The organism is Variovorax robiniae (assembly GCF_037889955.1).
GTDB classification, from domain to species: Bacteria; Pseudomonadota; Gammaproteobacteria; order Burkholderiales; family Burkholderiaceae_C; genus Variovorax; species Variovorax robiniae.
In genome coordinates this window covers 275,197-292,425 of the sequence record NZ_JBBKZS010000002.1, presented here as the reverse complement: position 1 = coordinate 292,425, position 17,229 = coordinate 275,197, and the positions used below count along the sequence as shown (strand labels likewise).

The window sequence follows — 17,229 nt, the reverse complement described above, 5'->3', positions numbered from 1 at the left end:
TCGCGCCACAACATCGCTCTCCGGATCATTCGAATCGTGCAACTCCAGGAAATTCTTTATTGCCAGGGCTTCGGCACCCGCCGCGTGTGTGCCGGCCTGGTGCAGCAAGGCCATGTGTCGATCGCCGGCGCCGTCGAGACGGATCCGTTCATCGACCTGGAACCCACGGGACTGCACTACAAGGTGCAAGGCACCGAGTGGGCGTTCCACGAGAAGGCCTATCTGATGCTGCACAAGCCCGCGGGTACCGAGTGCTCGCAGAAGCCGTCGACCTGGCCCAGCATCTACACGCTGCTGCCGTCGCCCCTGCGTCTGCGCCCCAACAAGGGTGCGGTGCAGGGCGTGCAGGCCATCGGTCGGCTCGACCAGGATACGACCGGCCTGCTGCTTCTGACCGACGACGGCCAATTCATCCACCGGATGGGCTCGCCCAAGCACCATGTGCCGAAGGTCTACGAAGTCACCGTGAAGCATCCGCTGGACGATGCCCAGGTGCAGAAGCTGCTGGCCGGCGTGGTGCTCGATGATGACCCGAAGCCTGTGCGCGCAGCGGCTTGCGAGGCGGTCGCGCCGCTGCACCTGCGCCTGACGCTGACCGAAGGCAAGTACCACCAGGTCAAGCGGATGGTGGCGGCGGTGGGCAACCGGGTCGAGGGTTTGCATCGCTCGTCGATCGGGCGGCTCGCACTGCCGTCGGACCTGGCGCCGGGCCAGTGGCGCTGGCTCACGGCCGAAGAGGTCGAGTCATTGCGCCAAAAACAGCACTGATTGGGGGTGGATGCTGGTCAGCCGGAGGTCTGCCCGGCCCGTTAAAATTCGATGGCACTCTTACGGAATCTCCCCTTGCGAATTTCTGCTTCCCCGACTGGCCGCATCGCGGCCTTTTTGTTGTCCCTGGCCGCCTCCCTGTCGCCTGCCTTCGGGGCGGAGCCGCCACCGGTCTTCGTGCTGAATTCGCTCGACGCCACGGTCAGCGTGATCGACCCTGTCAGCTGGGCCGAGAAGCAGCGCATCCCGACCGGCAAGGAGCCGCATCACCTGTACCTGACGCCCGACGAGCAATCGCTCATCGTGGCCAATTCGGCCGGCGATTCGCTGACTTTCCTGAACCCGCGCACGGCCGAGGTGCAGCGCGTGGTGCACGGCATCATCGATCCGTACCAGTTGCAGTTCTCGCGCGACATGAAGTGGTTCGTGACCGCCGGCAATCGGCTCAACCATGTCGACATCTTTCGCTGGGACGGCAAAGAGCTGAAGCTGGCCAAGCGCATTGCCACCGGCAAGACGCCGAGCCACATCTGGATCGACAGGACCAGCACGATCGCCTATGTCACCATGCAGGACAGCGACGAGCTGATCGCGGTCGACCTGGCCACCCAGGCGATCAAGTGGCGTACGCCTACCGGCGCAATGCCGGCGGACATCTACGGCATCAACGGCGACAAGACGCTGCTTGTGGGCCTGACCGGCAGCGATGGCGTGCAGGTGTTCGACGTGTCCGGCCCGCAGCCCAAGGCCATCGGCAAGATCCTCACCGGCAAGGGTGCGCATGCGTTCCGCGCGGCGGGCGATGGCAAGTCGGTGTTCGTGAGCAATCGCGTGTCGAACAGCATCAGCCGCATCGACATCCAGACGCTCAAGGTGACCGATGACTATCCGGTGCCGGGCGGCCCGGATTGCATGGACGTGTCGGCCGACGGCAAGACGTTGTTCGTGACCTCGCGCTGGGCCAAGAAGCTCAGCGTGGTGGACCTGGCGGCGCACAAGGTCGTTCGGCAGGTCAATGTGGGTCGCTCGCCGCATGGCGTCTGGACGCTGGACCATGGCGCTCGCTAGGTCCTTGCGTGTTGCCGGCCTGCTGGGTGCGGCCTTCGCAGCCGTCGCCGGTGCGGCGGCCCAAACCTGCGACAAGCCGGTCTACCTGACGGTCGACACCGGTCACATGGGCGTGGCGCCGCTGTTCGCCGACGTGCTGAAGCGGCAGAACGTGCGGGTCACCTTCTTTGCCGCCGCCGAGCGCACGCAGACCGATGGCGACAGCCTCGACAACCACTGGGCGGCCTGGTGGAAGGCGCGGGCCGCCGAAGGCAATGAGTTCGGGTCGCATACCTACGACCACGTCTATTGGCGCGGCGACGAGAAGAGCATCGAGCCGCGCTTCCGCGTTCGGCCGTCGATGGGTGCTTTCGCGGGCCGCGAATTCACCTGGACCGCGGCGCAGTACTGCGAAAACATCACCAAGGCCGCGGATCGGCTGGCCTATGTCACCGGCAAGAAGCCGCTGCCGCTGTTCCGCGCGCCGGGTGGCAAGACCTCGCCGAAGCTGCTAGCCGCCGCCAAGGCCTGCGGCTACGAGCATGTGGGCTGGTCGCCGGCCGGCTTCCTGGGCGACGAGTTGCCGAGCGAGACATACAGCAACGAAAAGCTGCTGGCGCAGGCGCTCGAGCGCATCCGTCCGGGCGACATCCTGCTGGCGCACCTGGGCATCTGGTCGCGCAAGGACCCATGGGCGCCGGCCGATCTGGAGCCGCTGATCGTGGGCCTGAAGGAGAAGGGCTTCTGCTTCCAGACGCTGCGCCAGCATCCCGACTACAAGGCCTGGATCGCTGCGCATTGACGAGACGGCTGCAATGGAATGGCTCACTGACCAATTTGCCGCCTTGCAGCAGTGGCTGTTCGAGGCGGCGGTGCAGCCGCTCGTCTATGCAGTGGGTCTGGGTGGCCTGGTCGAGGATGCGTTCGATGCGACGGGCTGGCTGCTGGTCGGCCTGATCCAGATCGGCATCCTGATTGCGCTGATCGGTCCATTGCAGCGCTGGCGACCGGTCGAGGCGGTGACGGACCGGCATGCGATCCGCGTCGATGTGCTCTACACGCTGGTCCATCGGCTCGGGCTGTTCCGGCTCGGGATGTTCTTCCTGTTGCAGCCGTTGTTCGATGACGTGCTCGGCATGTTGCGCATCGACGGCTGGGGCGCGCTGCATCTGGACGACCTCTGGCCGGGCGTCACCGATATCCCCTGGGTTGCCTTTGTGATCTACCTGGTGGTGCTGGATTTCGTCGAGTACCTGATCCACCGCGGCCAGCACCGCTTCAACTGGTGGTGGGGCCTGCATTCGCTGCATCACTCCCAGCGCCAGATGACCATGTGGAGCGACAACCGCAACCACCTGCTGGACGACGTCATTCACGATGTGATCATCGTGGTGGTGGCGCAGTTGATCGGCGTGGCGCCGGGGCAGTTCATCGCCATCGTCGCCTTCACGCAGCTCAGCGAGAGCCTGCAGCATGCCAACCTGCGCCTGTCCTTCGGCGCCATCGGCGAGCGGCTCTGGATCAGCCCGCGCTTTCACCGGGTGCATCACAGCATCGGCATCGGCCACGAGTCGAATGGCCCGACGACGCTGGGCGGGCACAACTTCGGCGTGCTGCTGCCTTGGTGGGACATGCTGTTTCGCACGGGTGATTTCACGCATCGCTATGAGCCCACCGGCATCCGGGACCAGGTCGAGCCCGGCGCGTCGGGCCGGGTGCGGGAGTACGGGCGCGGCTTCTGGGCGCAGCAATGGCTGGGGTTGCGGCGCATGGCGGGGCGGTAGCGTATCCTCGCCATCGATGCGAATTCTTCTCGATTCTTTCTGGCGCGCGGTGGCGTATTGCTTGCGCCCGCGAGTGATCCTGCTGTCGTTCCTGCCCCTGGTGCTGATGGTCGGGCTGGCAGCGGGGCTGGGCTATTTCTTCTGGGATCCGGCGGTCGCCTGGACGCGTTCGACGCTGGATTCCTGGCCGCTGCTGGCGAACTTCTGGGGCTGGATCGGCAACTTTTTTTCCAGCGATTTCTCGGCCACGCTGGCCCAACTGGTGGTGGTGCTGGCGGCGACGCCGGCCATCGTGCTGGTCTCGCTGCTGGTCGTCTCGGGGCTCATGGCGCCGGCGCTGACGCGGCTGGTGGCCACGCGGCGCTTTCCGGAGTTGGAGCACAAGAAGGGGCCCTCGCTGATCTGGAGCGTGATCCGGTCGCTGGGGCTGACGCTGCTGGCCCTCGTTGCGCTGGTGGTGTCGATGCCGCTGTGGCTGGTGCCGCCGCTGGTGCTGGTCCTGCCGCCGCTGATCTGGGGCTGGCTCACCTACCGCGTGATGAGCTTCGATGCGCTGTCCGAGCACGCCGACACCGAGGAGCGCGCGACGATTCTGCGCACGCACCGGCTGCCACTGCTGGCCATCGGCGTGCTGTGCGGCTACCTTGGCGCCGCGCCGAGCATCGTCTGGGCCTCCGGGCTGCTGTTCGCCGCCGGCTTCTTCATCCTGGCGCCGATCGCGATCTGGATCTACACGCTGGTGTTCGCGTTCTCGGCACTGTGGTTCGCGCACTACTGCCTCGATGCATTGGCGCGACTGCGCGCGGAACGTGCGGCGCTGGCCTTTGCCGTCGCCCAAGGCCCGGCCACCTTGTCGCACGATGCGGACCGGGCCATCCAGACGCAATGGGGAGCTCCATGAATCGGACTTTCGGCCTGATCGTCGTCGGCGACGAGATCCTCTCGGGCAAGCGCCTCGACAAGCACATGCCCAAGGTCATCGAACTGCTGGCGGCGCGCGGCCTGCAACTGGACTGGGCGGAGTACGTCGGCGATACGCGCGATCGCATCACAGCGGTGCTCAAGCGTGCCTTTGCATCCGGCGACATCGTCTTTTCCACCGGCGGTATCGGCGCCACGCCGGACGACCACACGCGCCAGTGCGCCGCGGCGGCGCTCGGCCGGCCGCTGGCTCTGCATCCGGAGGCGGAAGCCCTGATTCGCGAGCGCATGCGCGACACCGCGGCCGAGCAGGGCATCCCCTACGAGCCCGACCGCCCCGATAACGTGCATCGGCTCAACATGGGCGTGTTCCCGGAAGGCGCGACCATCATCCGCAATCCGTACAACAAGATTCCGGGCTTCAGCGTGGCCGACGTGCACTTCGTGCCCGGCTTTCCGGTGATGGCCTGGCCGATGATCGAATCGGTCCTGGAGGATCGCTATGCCGACCTGTTCGCCCACGGGCGCAGCGCCGAGAAATCCGTGATCGTCTATGGGGCGATGGAGGCCACGCTCACGCCCCTCATGGAAGCCGTCGAGCGCACGCATCCGGGCGTCAAGGTGTTCAGCCTGCCGAGCGTCGATCATCCCGAGCACGGCCGCCACATCGAGCTCGGCGTGAAGGGCCATGCGGACGGCCTGGAAGCCGCGTACCAGCAGCTCATCGACGGCCTGCACGGTTTTAATGCACGACTTGGCCCCGAAATGGTGCGTTGAAAAATCGCGCACCAAAAGAGGAGAATAGGCGCCCCGACGGGGCCAAAAGACGTATTCGAGGCCCTTGTCGCATGCGGCGAGAATGGGCACAGAAACTGCATTCCCACCCCCTGAATTTCTAACCACCCCCATCGCAAGGAGAATTTGATGGCAAAGACCGTCGCCGACGTACTCAAACTCGTGAAGGAAAACGAGGTCAAGTTCGTCGATTTCCGCTTTACCGACACCCGCGGCAAAGAACAACACGTTACCGTGCCGGTCTCGCACTTCGATGAAGGCAAGTTCACCGACGGTCACGCCTTCGATGGCTCCTCGATCGCTGGCTGGAAGGGCATCGAGGCTTCGGACATGCAGCTCATGCCCGACCCGAACACTGCGAACATCGACCCGTTCTTCGAAGAGACGACGATGATCCTGACCTGCGACGTGATCGACCCGTCGGACGGCAAGCCCTACGAGCGCGACCCGCGTTCGCTGGCCAAGCGCGCCGAGGCCTACATGAAGGCTTCGGGCCTGGGCGACACGGCCTATTTCGGTCCGGAACCTGAATTCTTCGTGTTCGACGGCGTGCGCTGGAAGAACGACATGTCGGGCTGCTTCGTGAAGATTGATTCCGAAGAAGCGTCGTGGAACACCGACAAGGAATTCGAGCACGGCAACACCGGCCACCGTCCCGCCACCAAGGGCGGCTACTTCCCGGTGCCCCCGGTCGACAGCTTCCAGGACATGCGTTCGGAAATGTGCCTGGTGCTCGAATCGCTCGGCATCCCGGTCGAAGTGCATCACCATGAAGTGGCCAACGCTGGCCAGATGGAACTCGGCACCAAGTTCAGCACGCTGATCCAGCGCGCCGACTGGGTCCAGCTGCAGAAGTACGTGATCCACAACGTGGCCCATGCCTACGGCAAGACCGCGACCTTCATGCCCAAGCCCATCGTCGGCGACAACGGCTCGGGCATGCACGTGCACCAGTCGGTCTGGAAGGATGGCAAGAACCTGTTCGCCGGTGACGGCTATGCAGGCCTCTCCGAGTTCGCGCTGCACTACATCGGCGGCATCATCAAGCACGCCCGTGCCCTGAACGCCATCACGAACCCCGGCACCAACAGCTACAAGCGCCTGGTGCCCGGCTTCGAAGCCCCGGTGAAGCTGGCCTACTCGGCCAAGAACCGCTCGGCCTCGATCCGCATCCCGTTCGTGGCCAACCCGAAGGGCCGCCGCGTCGAAGCGCGCTTCCCGGATCCGCTGATGAACCCGTACCTCGGTTTTGCCGCGCTGCTGATGGCCGGCCTCGACGGCGTCGAGAACAAGATCGATCCGGGCGAAGCCGCGAGCAAGGACCTCTACCACCTGCCGCCGGAAGAAGACGCGCTGATCCCGACCGTCTGCCACAGCCTCGACCAGGCGCTGGAATACCTGGACAAGGACCGCGCGTTCCTGACCAAGGGGGGTGTGTTCACCGATGCGTACATCGATGCCTACATCGACCTCAAGATGCAGGAAGTGACCCGCTTCCGCATGGCGACGCATCCGGTCGAATTCGACATGTACTATTCGCTCTGATCCCCGGGTCAAGCAATGCAAAAAAGGACGGCTTCGGCCGTCCTTTTTCGTTGACGGGGAACATGCGAATGCCCATCGCATCCAAATGCAACGAAAATGTTTCCCAGCCGCGCACTCCCTACATGAACATGAAACCTGTCTCGATCCTGTTGTTGCCCCTGGCCCTGTTGGCCGCCTTGCCGGCGTTGGCCCAGGAGCGGGTCTACCGCTGCGGCAACGAATACACCAACAACGCCACCGAGGCGCAGAAGCGCGGGTGCAAGGTGATGGAAGGCGGCAACGTCACCGTGGTGCAGGGCGGCCGGCCGGCCGCTGCAGCATCGTCGACGGCCGGCGCCGTGAAGTCACCGCCCGGCAGCCCGCGCGTCGAGACCGCCGACCAGCGCGCCCGTGACGGCGAGGCGCGCACGGTGTTGCAGAGCGAGTTGAAAAAGGCCGAGGCGCGCCAGGTCGAACTGCTCAAGGAATACAACAACGGCGAGCCCGAGAAGCAGGGCAGCGAAGCCCGCAACTACCAGAAGTACCTGGACCGCGTGGCTGAAATGAAGGCCAACATCGCCCGCAACGAGAGTGACATCGCCGGCATCCGCCGCGAACTGGGTCGCCTGCCGCCGCCGGCCAATCCGTGATCGCCATGGCCTTCGGCAAGGCCGCGGCGAACAACAAGCGCTTCCAGTCCTTCGACCTGCTCGCCACGATGATTGCCGTGGTGAAGCCGGACGGCTCGGTGCTGTTCGCCAACGCGGCCCTGGAAGACGCACTGGGTACCTCGCGCCGCACGCTCGAGGGTTCGCAGTTCGGCGCCTGCTTCCATGAACCCGCCGTGCTGCGCACGGCCATCGACGGCGCCTGCACGCATGAATTCGCCACCTTGCGCTACGAGGCCTTCCTGCGCCGCGTCAACCATGAGTTGATGCCGGTGCAGGTCACGCTGTCCCGTGCCGACAAGACGGGCGAGTTGATCATCGAGATGCTGGCCATCGAGAACCAGGTGCGCCAGGACCGCGAGGAGCGCCTGATCGACCAGGCGCAGGCCAACAAGGAGCTGATTCGCAACCTCGCGCACGAGATCAAGAACCCGCTGGGCGGCATCCGTGGGGCGGCGCAGTTGCTTCAGATGGAGGTCGAGTCACGCGACCTCATCGAGTACACGCAGGTCATCATCCATGAGGCCGACCGGCTGCAGACGTTGGTGGATCGGCTACTGGCGCCGCATCGTCGCCCGCATGTGGTCGGTGACGTCAATATCCACGAGGTGTGCGAGCGCGTGCGTTCCGTGATCCTCGCGGAGTTCCCGCGCGACCTGCACATCGAGCGCGACTTCGACCCGTCCATCCCGGAGTTCCGCGGTGACCGCGAGCAGCTGATCCAGGCCACGCTCAACATCGTCCACAACGCGGCGCAGGCACTGGCCGAGCGTCGCGCCGCGGGCGATGCACGCATCACCTTCAAGACGCGCGTCGCACGTCAGGTCATCTTCAACAAGCAGTGGTATCGACTGGCACTGGAATTGCATGTCATTGACAATGGACCGGGCGTGCCGGACGCGATCAAGGACCGCATCTTCTACCCGTTGGTATCGGGCAGGGAAGGCGGGACAGGGCTGGGACTGACGCTGGCGCAAACCTTTGTGCAGCAACACCACGGCGTGATCGAGTGCGACAGCGTCCCGGGCCGGACCGATTTCAGGATATTGATACCGCTGCCTTAGCAGCCAGGCCGAACAGGAGTTGCATGAAGCCGATCTGGATAGTGGATGACGACCAATCGATACGCTTTGTGCTTGAGAAAGCGCTGCTGCGTGAAGACATGCCGACACGCAGCTTCACCAATACGCGCGAAGTGCTGGCGGCGCTCGAAGCCGCCAAGGAAGACGAGTCGCAGGGGCCTCAGGTCCTGGTGAGCGACATCCGCATGCCGGGCGGCTCGGGTCTCGAGTTGCTCGACAAGATCAAGCTCACGCACCCCGGTCTGCCGGTCATCATCATGACCGCGTTCTCCGACCTGGACAGTGCCGTGTCGGCCTTCCAGGGCGGTGCGTTCGAATACCTGCCGAAGCCATTCGATTTGCCGCGTGCGGTGGAGTTGATCCGCCGTGCCGTCGATGAAAGCCAGCGCGAGGAAGTGGCCGAGGAACGCATGGTGGCCGCGCCCGAGATGCTGGGCCAGGCGCCCGCGATGCAGGACGTGTTCCGTGCGATCGGCCGCCTGTCGCAGAGCAATGTGACGGTGCTGATCACGGGCGAATCGGGCTCGGGCAAGGAGCTGGTGGCGCGTGCATTGCACAAGCATTCGCCGCGCACCGATGGACCCTTCGTGGCCATCAACACGGCGGCCATCCCCAAGGATCTGCTGGAAAGCGAACTGTTCGGCCATGAGCGCGGCGCCTTCACAGGCGCGCAGACCATGCGGCGCGGACGCTTCGAGCAGGCCGATGGCGGCACGTTGTTCCTCGACGAAATCGGCGACATGCCCTTCGACCTGCAGACGCGCCTGCTGCGCGTGCTGAGCGACGGGCATTTCTATCGCGTGGGCGGGCACAACGCGGTGAAGGCGAATGTGCGCGTGATCGCGGCGACGCACCAGGACCTGGAGCAGCGCGTCAAGCAGGGCAACTTCCGGGAGGACTTGTTCCATCGCCTGAACGTGATCCGGCTGCGGCTGCCGGCGCTGCGCGAGCGCCGTGAGGACGTGTATGCGTTGACGCGGCATTTCCTGCAGCAGAGCGCCAAGCAACTGGGCGTGGACCCCAAGCGCATTTCCGATGCGGCGCTGGCGCAGCTGTCGACCTTCAACTTCCCGGGCAACGTGCGGCAGCTGGAGAACATCTGCCACTGGCTCACGGTGATGGCGCCCGCGCAGTTGATCGAGCCGAAGGATCTGCCGCCCGAGGTGATTGCGGGTGCGCCGGTGGAAGGGCCGGCGGCCACGCATCAACCGCCCGCATCATCGGCTGCGTTGCCCGCCATTGCGCCGGTGGAACACGAGCCCTTCGTCGAAGCGTTCGCCGCGCACGTTGCGACCCCGCCCGCGCCTGCGCTGGGTGAGCCTGTGCCTGCGCCCGTCGGTGGCGGTGTCGAGGCATGGGAGACCGGGCTGGAGCACGAGGCGCAAGCCCTGCTTGCGGCCGGTCGTCACGATGTGTGGGATGCGCTGTCGCGCCGCTTTGAATCCCGGCTGATCCTGACCGCGCTGGCCAGCACGCGAGGCCGCCGCATCGAGGCAGCGCAGAAGCTCGGCATCGGGCGCAACACGATCACGCGGAAGATCCAGGAGTTGGGGATCGAGTAGCTGGGACGGAGGGGGCAGAGCCGCTGAATGCGCCCGACTGTCCGCCCCGCATTCAACAGCCCGTCAAATCTCCAGCACCACTGGCGCGTGGTCGCTCGGCGTCTTCCATTTGCGCGGCACGCGGTCGATCACGCAACTCTTGGCCAACGGCACGAGCGGGGCGCTGACGAGGATGTGGTCGATGCGCAGGCCGCGGTTCTTCTGGTAGCCGAGCATGCGGTAGTCCCACCATGAGTAGCTTTTTTCCGGCTGGTCGAACAGGCGGAACGCGTCGGTGAGGCCGAGCGAGAGCAAAGCCTTGAACTGGTCGCGCTCGGCGGTCGTGTGATGGATGGTCTCGGCCAGGCCAACCGGGTCGAAGCTGTCGCGGTCTTCCAGCACGATGTTGAAGTCGCCGAGCAGCACCAGGTTGGGATGCGCAACCATTTCCTGGCGCAACCATTCGCGCAGCGCGTTCATCCACTTCATCTTGTAGTCGAACTTCTCGGAGCCGGGCGCCTGGCCGTTGACGAAGTAGCCGTTGACCACGCGCACTTCGCCTGCGGGCGTGTCGATGGTGGCGGCGATCACGCGCGATTGCTCGTCGGTGAAGCCGCTGATGTTCTTCACCACGTCGCGCACCGGTTGCAGGCTCAGGATGGCGACGCCGTTGTAGGTCTTCTGTCCGAACACCGCGGCTTCATAGCCGGCCGACTTCAGCACCTCGAGCGGGAACTTGTCGTCGGTCATCTTCAGTTCCTGAAGACAGAGCACGTCGACCGGATTGGCGATCAGCCAGTCCAGCACATGCTGCAGACGGGCGGTGAGGGAGTTGACGTTCCAGGTGGCGATTCGCATGGATGGATCGGGCTGATGTTGGGTGGCGAATGGGCCGGATGGCAGAAGCATCGTCGGATGGCCTTGCGTCCGGCAGCAGGCGAGCGCGCTGCGCCGCCCATTGTGCCTTCCCGCAGGGCTCAACCGGTTTCGCGGCCGTGGTTCGCTGCGAGACAAGTCTGAAGGCGGCTCCCGCGGCTTCGATCTGGCAGGGCTTCTGGCAGGCAAGAAGAAAGAGGACCCGTGGGTCCCCTTGGTGGTGCATGGACTGGTCGGCGCGCGGCGAGTCCACCCAGAAGCGTAGCCTTGTCCCGACGGCCCTTTGCTTCCTCAGCGGGCCTTGGCCAGCTTGAGGATGGACCCCTCCGGATTGACGACCATCCAGCCGATGATGCCGCCCAGGATCATCAGGACGCCACTGACGAAGAAGCCCATCTCGTAGCCACCCGCGCCGGTGCCGGACTGGATCAGCTTGCCGAGGATGGGCGGCGCCAGCAGGCCGGCCAATGCCGCGATGGAATTGTCCAATGCGAGCACGGCGCCGCGCTTCGACCCCGGCGCGACCTGGGCCAGCATGGCCGGGCCCAACGAATAGATGGCGGTCGTGCAGCCCAGCGAGACGGCGAAGAAGCCGATGCGCATGGCGTTGCTCGGGTCCTTGAGCATCATCATCATCATCATGAGAACGCCGGCAATCATCAGTGCCGCGCTGGCGAAACGACCGCGCGCATTGCGCGAACTCCAGCCCTTGTTGAGCAGCTTTTGCGACAGGATCGAGGCGATCAGCACCAGCGGAATGCTCACGCCAACGACGATGCCGTAGATGCGGCCCGCGGCGATGTTGTCGTAGCCCAGGCCCTTCTGGAAGTAGGCCGGCAGCCAGGTCAGCGTGGCAGCCAGGCCCCAGTACGCCACGAAGTGCAGCAGGAAATTGCCCCAGACGGTGCCGTCGATCAGCAGGCGTTTCAGGGGCACGTCGTCATTCTTCTTGACGTCGACCTTCGCGCCTTGCGCGTGCGCGCCGATCGGGCCTTCGGCGCCGATCAGGAGCCACAGGACGCCCCAGATCACGCCGACGGCGCCGAGCACCAGGAAGCTGGCGCGCCAGCCGTAATGGGCCGTGATCAGGGGAATCGTCAAGCCTGAAAGCAGCAGGCCGACGGCGCCGCCCTGCGAGAACAAGGCCACCGGAAGGTTTCGCTTTTCATCCGGAAACCACTTGTAGGCGGCATGGACCGTGACGGGCCACGCCGGACCTTCGCCGATGCCCAGCAGCACGCGCGCGGCGATGATGACAGCGATCGACGAGCTGTATGCCATCGGCAACTGGCACACCGACCAGATCACCGCCATGGCCAGCAGCAGCCACTTGGCCTGGAAGCGATCGGCCAGGAAGCCGCCGGCGATGCCGGAAAACGTGAACAGCCAGAAGAAGCTGCTGCCGATGACGCCGAACTCGGTGGGGGTGAGTTTCAGGTCCTCCATCATCGGGACGGCGACGAGGCCCAGGACGATCTTGTCGGCGAAGTTCACCACCATGAACAGCGTCAACATGGCCGCGATGCTCCATGCGCGCGCGGGCCGGAATTCTTGTGTAGTCAAGTTGTAGTCTCCAGTGTTTTTATGACGAGGCGGAAAGTGGTGCGGCGGGCGGCGGGGTGCGCGGTCGCGCCCGGACCGCGCATGGGGCATGCGGCTTTTTCAAGCATCAGGCTGCCGCCGATCGATGGGGTGTCCTGTGCCGCCGGCAGAAAGCGGGGCCTGCATTTGTCCAAATGCAGCAATGGAAGCTGGGTCGCAATGACCCTCCCTTTTCTTATGTGTCATGGCCTTGACTACTTTTGTTTGGCGCGAGTTTGGGCTCGGAGCGCTTTTGCCGTCTGTCCAAAAACCGACAAATCCTCTAGTGGGAAACCATGATCCCCGTGGCTCCTGCGCCATGCGCGGCGCGTCAGGTCATGGGGACGCGAGCCAGCGTTCTCGACGTGGACAACGCCTTGACGCCACGATCGCAAGGACGCACGATGTTTGATCGAGGCCCCACGCGGGCCTGGTCGTCAGGATTCGACACGCCCTGCCTCGCAAGGTGGCTCGCTACGGCGTCGATGGTGAGGTTGGCAGGATTCCACCTCATATTTGTCGGAGTCGAACCTAGGCATACGGCTGGGTGATCTGGAGAATGCGCCACGTGTCGAGGCGCGCCGACATCCCACCCAGCGCCCATGCCCCTCCCACTGGAGACACTCCATGAACAACGCCCCATTCCAAACCCCCGCTGCGCTCGAAGCCAACGAGCGCGTCGCACGCCTCTTCGCGGCGCAGCAAGCAGCCTTCCGGGCGCAGCCCTATCCCTCGGCCAGCGAGCGCGTGGCGCATGTGAAGGCGATCAAGACGCAGATGCAGCGCTACCAGGACGTGCTGGCCGACGCGATGAGCAAGGACTTCGGCTTCCGCTCGCATGCCGAGTCGAAGATGCTCGACCTGCTGGGCTGCACGATGGAAGCCAGCCATGCCATCTCGCACCTGAAGCGCTGGATGAAGCCGAGCCGCCGCGCGACGGAACTGCTGTTCAAGACCAACAGCGTGTCGGTGCGCTACCAGCCCAAGGGCGTCGTCGGCGTGGTCACGCCGTGGAACTTCCCGATCTACCTGTCGATCGGCCCGGCAATTGCGGCACTGGCGGCCGGCAATCGCGTGATGATCAAGATGCCCGAGGCCACCCCGGCCACCAACGTGGTGCTGCGCAAGATGCTGGCCGAAGTCTTCCCGGAAGACCGCGTGGCCGTGGTCGGCGAGGAACTGGTCGACCCCAGCGTCTTCACCACGCTGCCCTTCAACCACATCGTGTTCACCGGTTCGCCCGCGGTTGGCAAGATCGTGATGCGTGCGGCGGCGGCCAACCTGACGCCGGTGACGCTGGAACTCGGCGGCAAGTCGCCGGCGCTCGTCACGCGCAACTATCCCGTGGCCGATGCCGCCAAGCGCATCACGCACGGCAAGACGACCAATGCCGGCCAGATCTGCGTGTCGCCGGACTACGCGCTGGTGCCGCGCGAGAGCGTCGACGAATTCATCGCGGGCGTGCGCAGTACCGTGCAGGCCTTCTTCAAGGGGAAGGCATCGGGGAACCCCGACTACACCTCGGTGGTCGATGACCGGCAGTTCAAGCGCATCGGCAGGCTGCTGGACGATGCTCGCGAGAAGGGCGCGAAGATCGAATCATGCGGGCCGATGCCGACGGGCGCCGACCGCGCGCTGCCCCTGCAGATCATCACGAACCTGCGGCCCGACATGCTGGTGATGCAGGAGGAACTGTTTGGTCCGCTGCTGCCGGTGGTGCCCTACGACACGATGGAAGAAGCCATCAACTACATCAACGACCGCGAACGGCCGCTCGCGCTCTACTGCTTCAGCCACGACAGCGCCGAGCGCGACCAACTCCTCACGCGCACCCATTCGGGCGGCGTGTCGGTCAACGACTGGGGCTGGCATGTGGTGAACCACGATGCGCCCTTTGGCGGTGTCGGGAACTCGGGGATGGGCAACTACCACGGCGAGGAAGGCTTCCGCGAGCTGTCGCACGCGAAGACGGTGTTCAAGCGGCACCGCTTCTTCCCGGTGGACCTGTTCTATCCGCCGTATGGCAACCTGGCCCAGCGGATCACGATGAAGTACTTCCTCGGGGATGCAGACCCGAGCCTGGGCGGCTCCACAGGCAAGCACTGAGCGTTGGCCGCGGGCACCTTGGCGCAGGGTGCCGGTGCAGCGGCGGTGCTCGGCGCCTCACCAGAGGCTAGGCTGCTGCGGCGGCGCCGGCGGTGGCGTCTGCTTTTTCGGCGGCGGCGCGGGCGCAATGGACGGCGCTCCGATAAACACATCCACCGGCGCGAGGCGCAGCAATTCGGTCGCTTCCTTCACGGTACCGGCCAGCCACTGGTCGACGTCGCCACGCTCGATCGGTATCACGCTGCGCTTGTCCTGCTGGTCGGGGCCGACCTTGGGGTCGGGCTTGTGCATGCGGTTCATCAGCGGATGCGCGTCCGCGTTGATGGTAAGCATGGTGTAGCTCTCGTGCACCTCGCCGGTGAGCTTGTCGGTCCAGACGTTCCACAGGCCGGCCAGGCCCCAGGGCGCGCCGTCGGCGCGGCTGAAGGTCCACCAGACGTTCTTGCCAGTTTCCCAGTTGGGTTCGTCGAAGGTGTTTGCCGGGATGATGCAGCGCTGGCCGCGCGCCCACGGCTGCTTGTAGCTCGCCTTTGCCGACAGTTCCTCGGAGCGCGCGTTGCTGGTGGGGAACTTGAGCTTGGGCTCGGTCGCGAACCAGGGGATCAGGCCCCATTGGCCGACGACGAGTTCGCGCGCGTAGTCCACTTCGTCGCGTGCGCGGCGGATGAAAGGGCCTGGCGAGCGCGGGAAGATCTCGGCGGGCCAGGGCGGCTGGTTGCGGGCGCCGATGAGCCACTCGCGCTCGATGGCGGCCCAGTCGGGCGGGGTGTAGCGGGTGCACATGGGAAAGGGATTGTGCCGCGCGAAGTTGACGGCGTTTTAAAACCGTCGAGGTCTCGCCGGCCTGCATTCCGATCGGGCGGGCGCTGTTGCTGCACAGCGCCCGGAGGGCCGAACGATCAGACGCCCCAGCGCAATGCTGGCGTATGCACCGGCGCATCCCACAGCGCCAGCGTGGCTGCGTCGGCGGCGGTCACCGTCACGGAGCAACCGGCCATTTCCAACGACGTGACGTAAGGCCCGGTCAGGAAGCGTGCGACCTTCAGCCCATGGTCACCCAGGATCTTGCGCACAGAATTCACCATCAGGTACAGCTCCATCAAGGGCGTGCCGCCGAAGCCGTTCACCAGCAGGATCACTTCCTGCCCAGCCTTCAATGAAAGGTCCTTGAGGATCGCGCCGGTCAGTTCCGCCGCGATGTCGTCGGCCGATGCCAGCTTGACCCGGCGGCGCCCCGGCTCGCCATGGATACCGACACCCATCTCCATCTCGTCGGGCCCGATCTGGAAAGTCGGCTTGCCGGCAGCCGGCACGGTGCAGGAGGTCAGCGCCACGCCCATCGAGGCGGTGGCCTTGTTGACCGCATCGCCGAGCGCCTTCAGTTGCTCGAGCGAGTCGCCGCGCTCGGCCGCGGCGCCGACGATCTTCTCGACGATCAAGGTGCCGGCCACGCCGCGCCGACCGGTCGTGTACGTCGAGTTCTCCACGGCCACGTCGTCGTTGACGATGACCGTCTCGTTGTCGCAGTCGACCATCTCCGCGGCCATCTGGAAGTTCATCATGTCGCCGGAGTAGTTCTTCACGATGAACAGCACGCCGGCGCCGGTGTTGACGGCCTGCGCGGCGGCCAGCATCTGGTCGGGCGTGGGGGAGGTGAACACCTGGCCGGGGCAGGCCGCGTCGAGCATGCCATGGCCGATGAAGCCGGCATGCAGCGGTTCATGGCCCGAGCCGCCGCCCGAGATCAACGCCACCTTGCCGGGCTTGGGTGTCTTGCGCCGCACGAACAGGCCGCCCTCGCCGAGCGTCACGATATCGGCATGCGCAGCGGTGAAGCCGTCGAGGGATTCGGTCAGGATGTTGTCGACGTCGTTGATGAGCTTCTTCATTTGGCGAGGGCTTTCTGGCGATTCAGGCGGAGAGGGAAGAGGTCGGCGCGGGCGCGGAAAGGCTGTCACAGATCGCGCCGATGATCAATGCCATCGAACGCGAACCCGGGTCCACATGGCCCAGCGCGCGATCGCCGAGGAAGGAGGCGCGGCCCTTGATGGCGTCCATCGCGGCAGTGGCGTCGGCGCTCTTGAATGCGCAGTCGCGGACGCGCGCGGTGAGGTTGTCGCCGCCCTCGGCCAGCACCTTCTGCACAGGGTCCAGCACGTCGAGCAAAGTCTTCTGGCCGACCTCCGCCTTGCCGAGCCGTGTCAGGGCCTTGATGCCGGCGTCGACCGCGCTGGCCAGTGCGGCGGCGGTGGGTGGGTCGGGCAGTTCCTTGCCGAGCGTGATCATCAGCGTGCCGAACACCGGCCCCGACGAGCCGCCGATGGTGGACATGCAGGTCATGCCCATGGTGCGCAGCGCTTCGTTGAGCGACTGGCCGGCCATGTCGTCGAGCTTGCCCTGAATGGCGAGCGCACCGCGGCGCATGTTGAGGCCGTGGTCGCCGTCGCCGATGGCCTGGTCGAGTTCGGTGAGTTCGTCGACGTGGTCGATCAGTGTTTGCGTGGCGTTGCGGATGAGGTCGGTGTACGGCATGTCT

The 17,229-nt window shown here is 65.3% G+C and carries 16 protein-coding genes; 11 read left to right on the top strand and 5 right to left on the bottom strand.

Annotated elements, in window-relative coordinates; translation table 11 throughout:
- The first annotated feature begins 36 nt into the window (after nt 1-36).
- From WKW79_RS05560 to ntrC, 10 genes are all read left to right on the top strand, one after another.
- Entirely contained in the window at nt 37-768 is a 732-nt protein-coding gene (locus WKW79_RS05560) for a 16S rRNA pseudouridine(516) synthase (RefSeq protein WP_340334117.1), read from the top strand.
- 75 nt (nt 769-843) lie between these two features.
- A complete protein-coding gene (locus tag WKW79_RS05555; RefSeq protein WP_340334116.1) occupies nt 844-1,836 on the top strand; it encodes a YncE family protein in 993 nt (330 codons plus the stop codon).
- Nucleotides 1,823-2,617 (top strand): polysaccharide deacetylase family protein, encoded by a 795-nt coding sequence (locus WKW79_RS05550; protein ID WP_340334115.1) that lies wholly within the window; start codon nt 1,823-1,825, stop codon nt 2,615-2,617. The genes WKW79_RS05555 and WKW79_RS05550 overlap by 14 nt, the downstream gene beginning before the upstream one ends.
- A 13-nt stretch (nt 2,618-2,630) precedes the next feature.
- Nucleotides 2,631-3,599 (top strand): sterol desaturase family protein, encoded by a 969-nt coding sequence (locus WKW79_RS05545; protein ID WP_340334114.1) that lies wholly within the window; start codon nt 2,631-2,633, stop codon nt 3,597-3,599.
- A 16-nt stretch (nt 3,600-3,615) separates the two neighbouring features.
- Nucleotides 3,616-4,500, top strand: coding sequence for an EI24 domain-containing protein (locus tag WKW79_RS05540; protein ID WP_340334113.1), 885 nt, complete (start codon nt 3,616-3,618; stop codon nt 4,498-4,500).
- On the top strand, nt 4,497-5,297 hold the full coding sequence (locus tag WKW79_RS05535; protein WP_340334112.1) for a competence/damage-inducible protein A: 801 nt from the start codon (nt 4,497-4,499) through the stop codon (nt 5,295-5,297). Before WKW79_RS05540 ends, WKW79_RS05535 begins: the two co-directional genes overlap by 4 nt.
- 147 nt (nt 5,298-5,444) lie before the next feature.
- Complete coding sequence (gene glnA / locus WKW79_RS05530) at nt 5,445-6,860, top strand: type I glutamate--ammonia ligase (RefSeq protein ID WP_340334111.1); 1,416 nt, start codon at nt 5,445-5,447, stop codon at nt 6,858-6,860.
- A gap of 128 nt (nt 6,861-6,988) precedes the next feature.
- Nucleotides 6,989-7,489: a hypothetical protein gene (locus WKW79_RS05525; RefSeq protein ID WP_340334620.1), complete on the top strand. Its 501-nt coding sequence runs from the start codon at nt 6,989-6,991 to the stop codon at nt 7,487-7,489.
- A gap of 5 nt (nt 7,490-7,494) precedes the next feature.
- Entirely contained in the window at nt 7,495-8,571 is a 1,077-nt protein-coding gene (gene glnL, locus WKW79_RS05520; RefSeq protein WP_340334110.1) for a nitrogen regulation protein NR(II), read from the top strand.
- A 23-nt stretch (nt 8,572-8,594) separates the two neighbouring features.
- Nucleotides 8,595-10,151, top strand: a complete 1,557-nt coding sequence (gene ntrC / locus WKW79_RS05515; protein WP_340334109.1) for a nitrogen regulation protein NR(I) — start codon at nt 8,595-8,597, stop codon at nt 10,149-10,151.
- A 63-nt stretch (nt 10,152-10,214) separates the two neighbouring features.
- Here ntrC and xth read toward each other — a convergent pair whose 3' ends face one another.
- Nucleotides 10,215-10,988, bottom strand: a complete 774-nt coding sequence (gene xth / locus WKW79_RS05510; protein WP_340334108.1) for an exodeoxyribonuclease III — start codon at nt 10,986-10,988, stop codon at nt 10,215-10,217.
- Between the two features lie 309 nt (nt 10,989-11,297).
- Nucleotides 11,298-12,569: an MFS transporter gene (locus WKW79_RS05505; protein ID WP_340334107.1), complete on the bottom strand. Its 1,272-nt coding sequence runs from the start codon at nt 12,567-12,569 to the stop codon at nt 11,298-11,300.
- Between the two features lie 645 nt (nt 12,570-13,214).
- Between WKW79_RS05505 and WKW79_RS05500 the strand changes: the two genes are divergently transcribed.
- The gene (locus WKW79_RS05500) at nt 13,215-14,693 is read left to right on the top strand and encodes a coniferyl aldehyde dehydrogenase (RefSeq protein ID WP_340334106.1); all 1,479 of its coding nucleotides are present in this window, start codon (nt 13,215-13,217) and stop codon (nt 14,691-14,693) included.
- Between the two features lie 57 nt (nt 14,694-14,750).
- On the opposite strand, the gene WKW79_RS05495 is transcribed toward WKW79_RS05500, so the two are convergent.
- The 3 genes from WKW79_RS05495 to dhaL form a co-directional block, all read right to left on the bottom strand.
- Nucleotides 14,751-15,476: an SOS response-associated peptidase gene (locus WKW79_RS05495; RefSeq protein ID WP_340334105.1), complete on the bottom strand. Its 726-nt coding sequence runs from the start codon at nt 15,474-15,476 to the stop codon at nt 14,751-14,753.
- Nucleotides 15,477-15,592: 116 nt separating this feature from the next.
- Nucleotides 15,593-16,582 (bottom strand): dihydroxyacetone kinase subunit DhaK, encoded by a 990-nt coding sequence (gene dhaK, locus WKW79_RS05490; RefSeq protein ID WP_340334104.1) that lies wholly within the window; start codon nt 16,580-16,582, stop codon nt 15,593-15,595.
- Nucleotides 16,583-16,604: 22 nt separating this feature from the next.
- Nucleotides 16,605-17,225 carry a dihydroxyacetone kinase subunit DhaL gene (dhaL, locus tag WKW79_RS05485; protein WP_340334103.1) on the bottom strand — a complete coding sequence of 207 codons (621 nt, stop codon included), beginning with the start codon at nt 17,223-17,225 and terminating at the stop codon, nt 16,605-16,607.
- Nucleotides 17,226-17,229 lie beyond the last annotated feature (4 nt).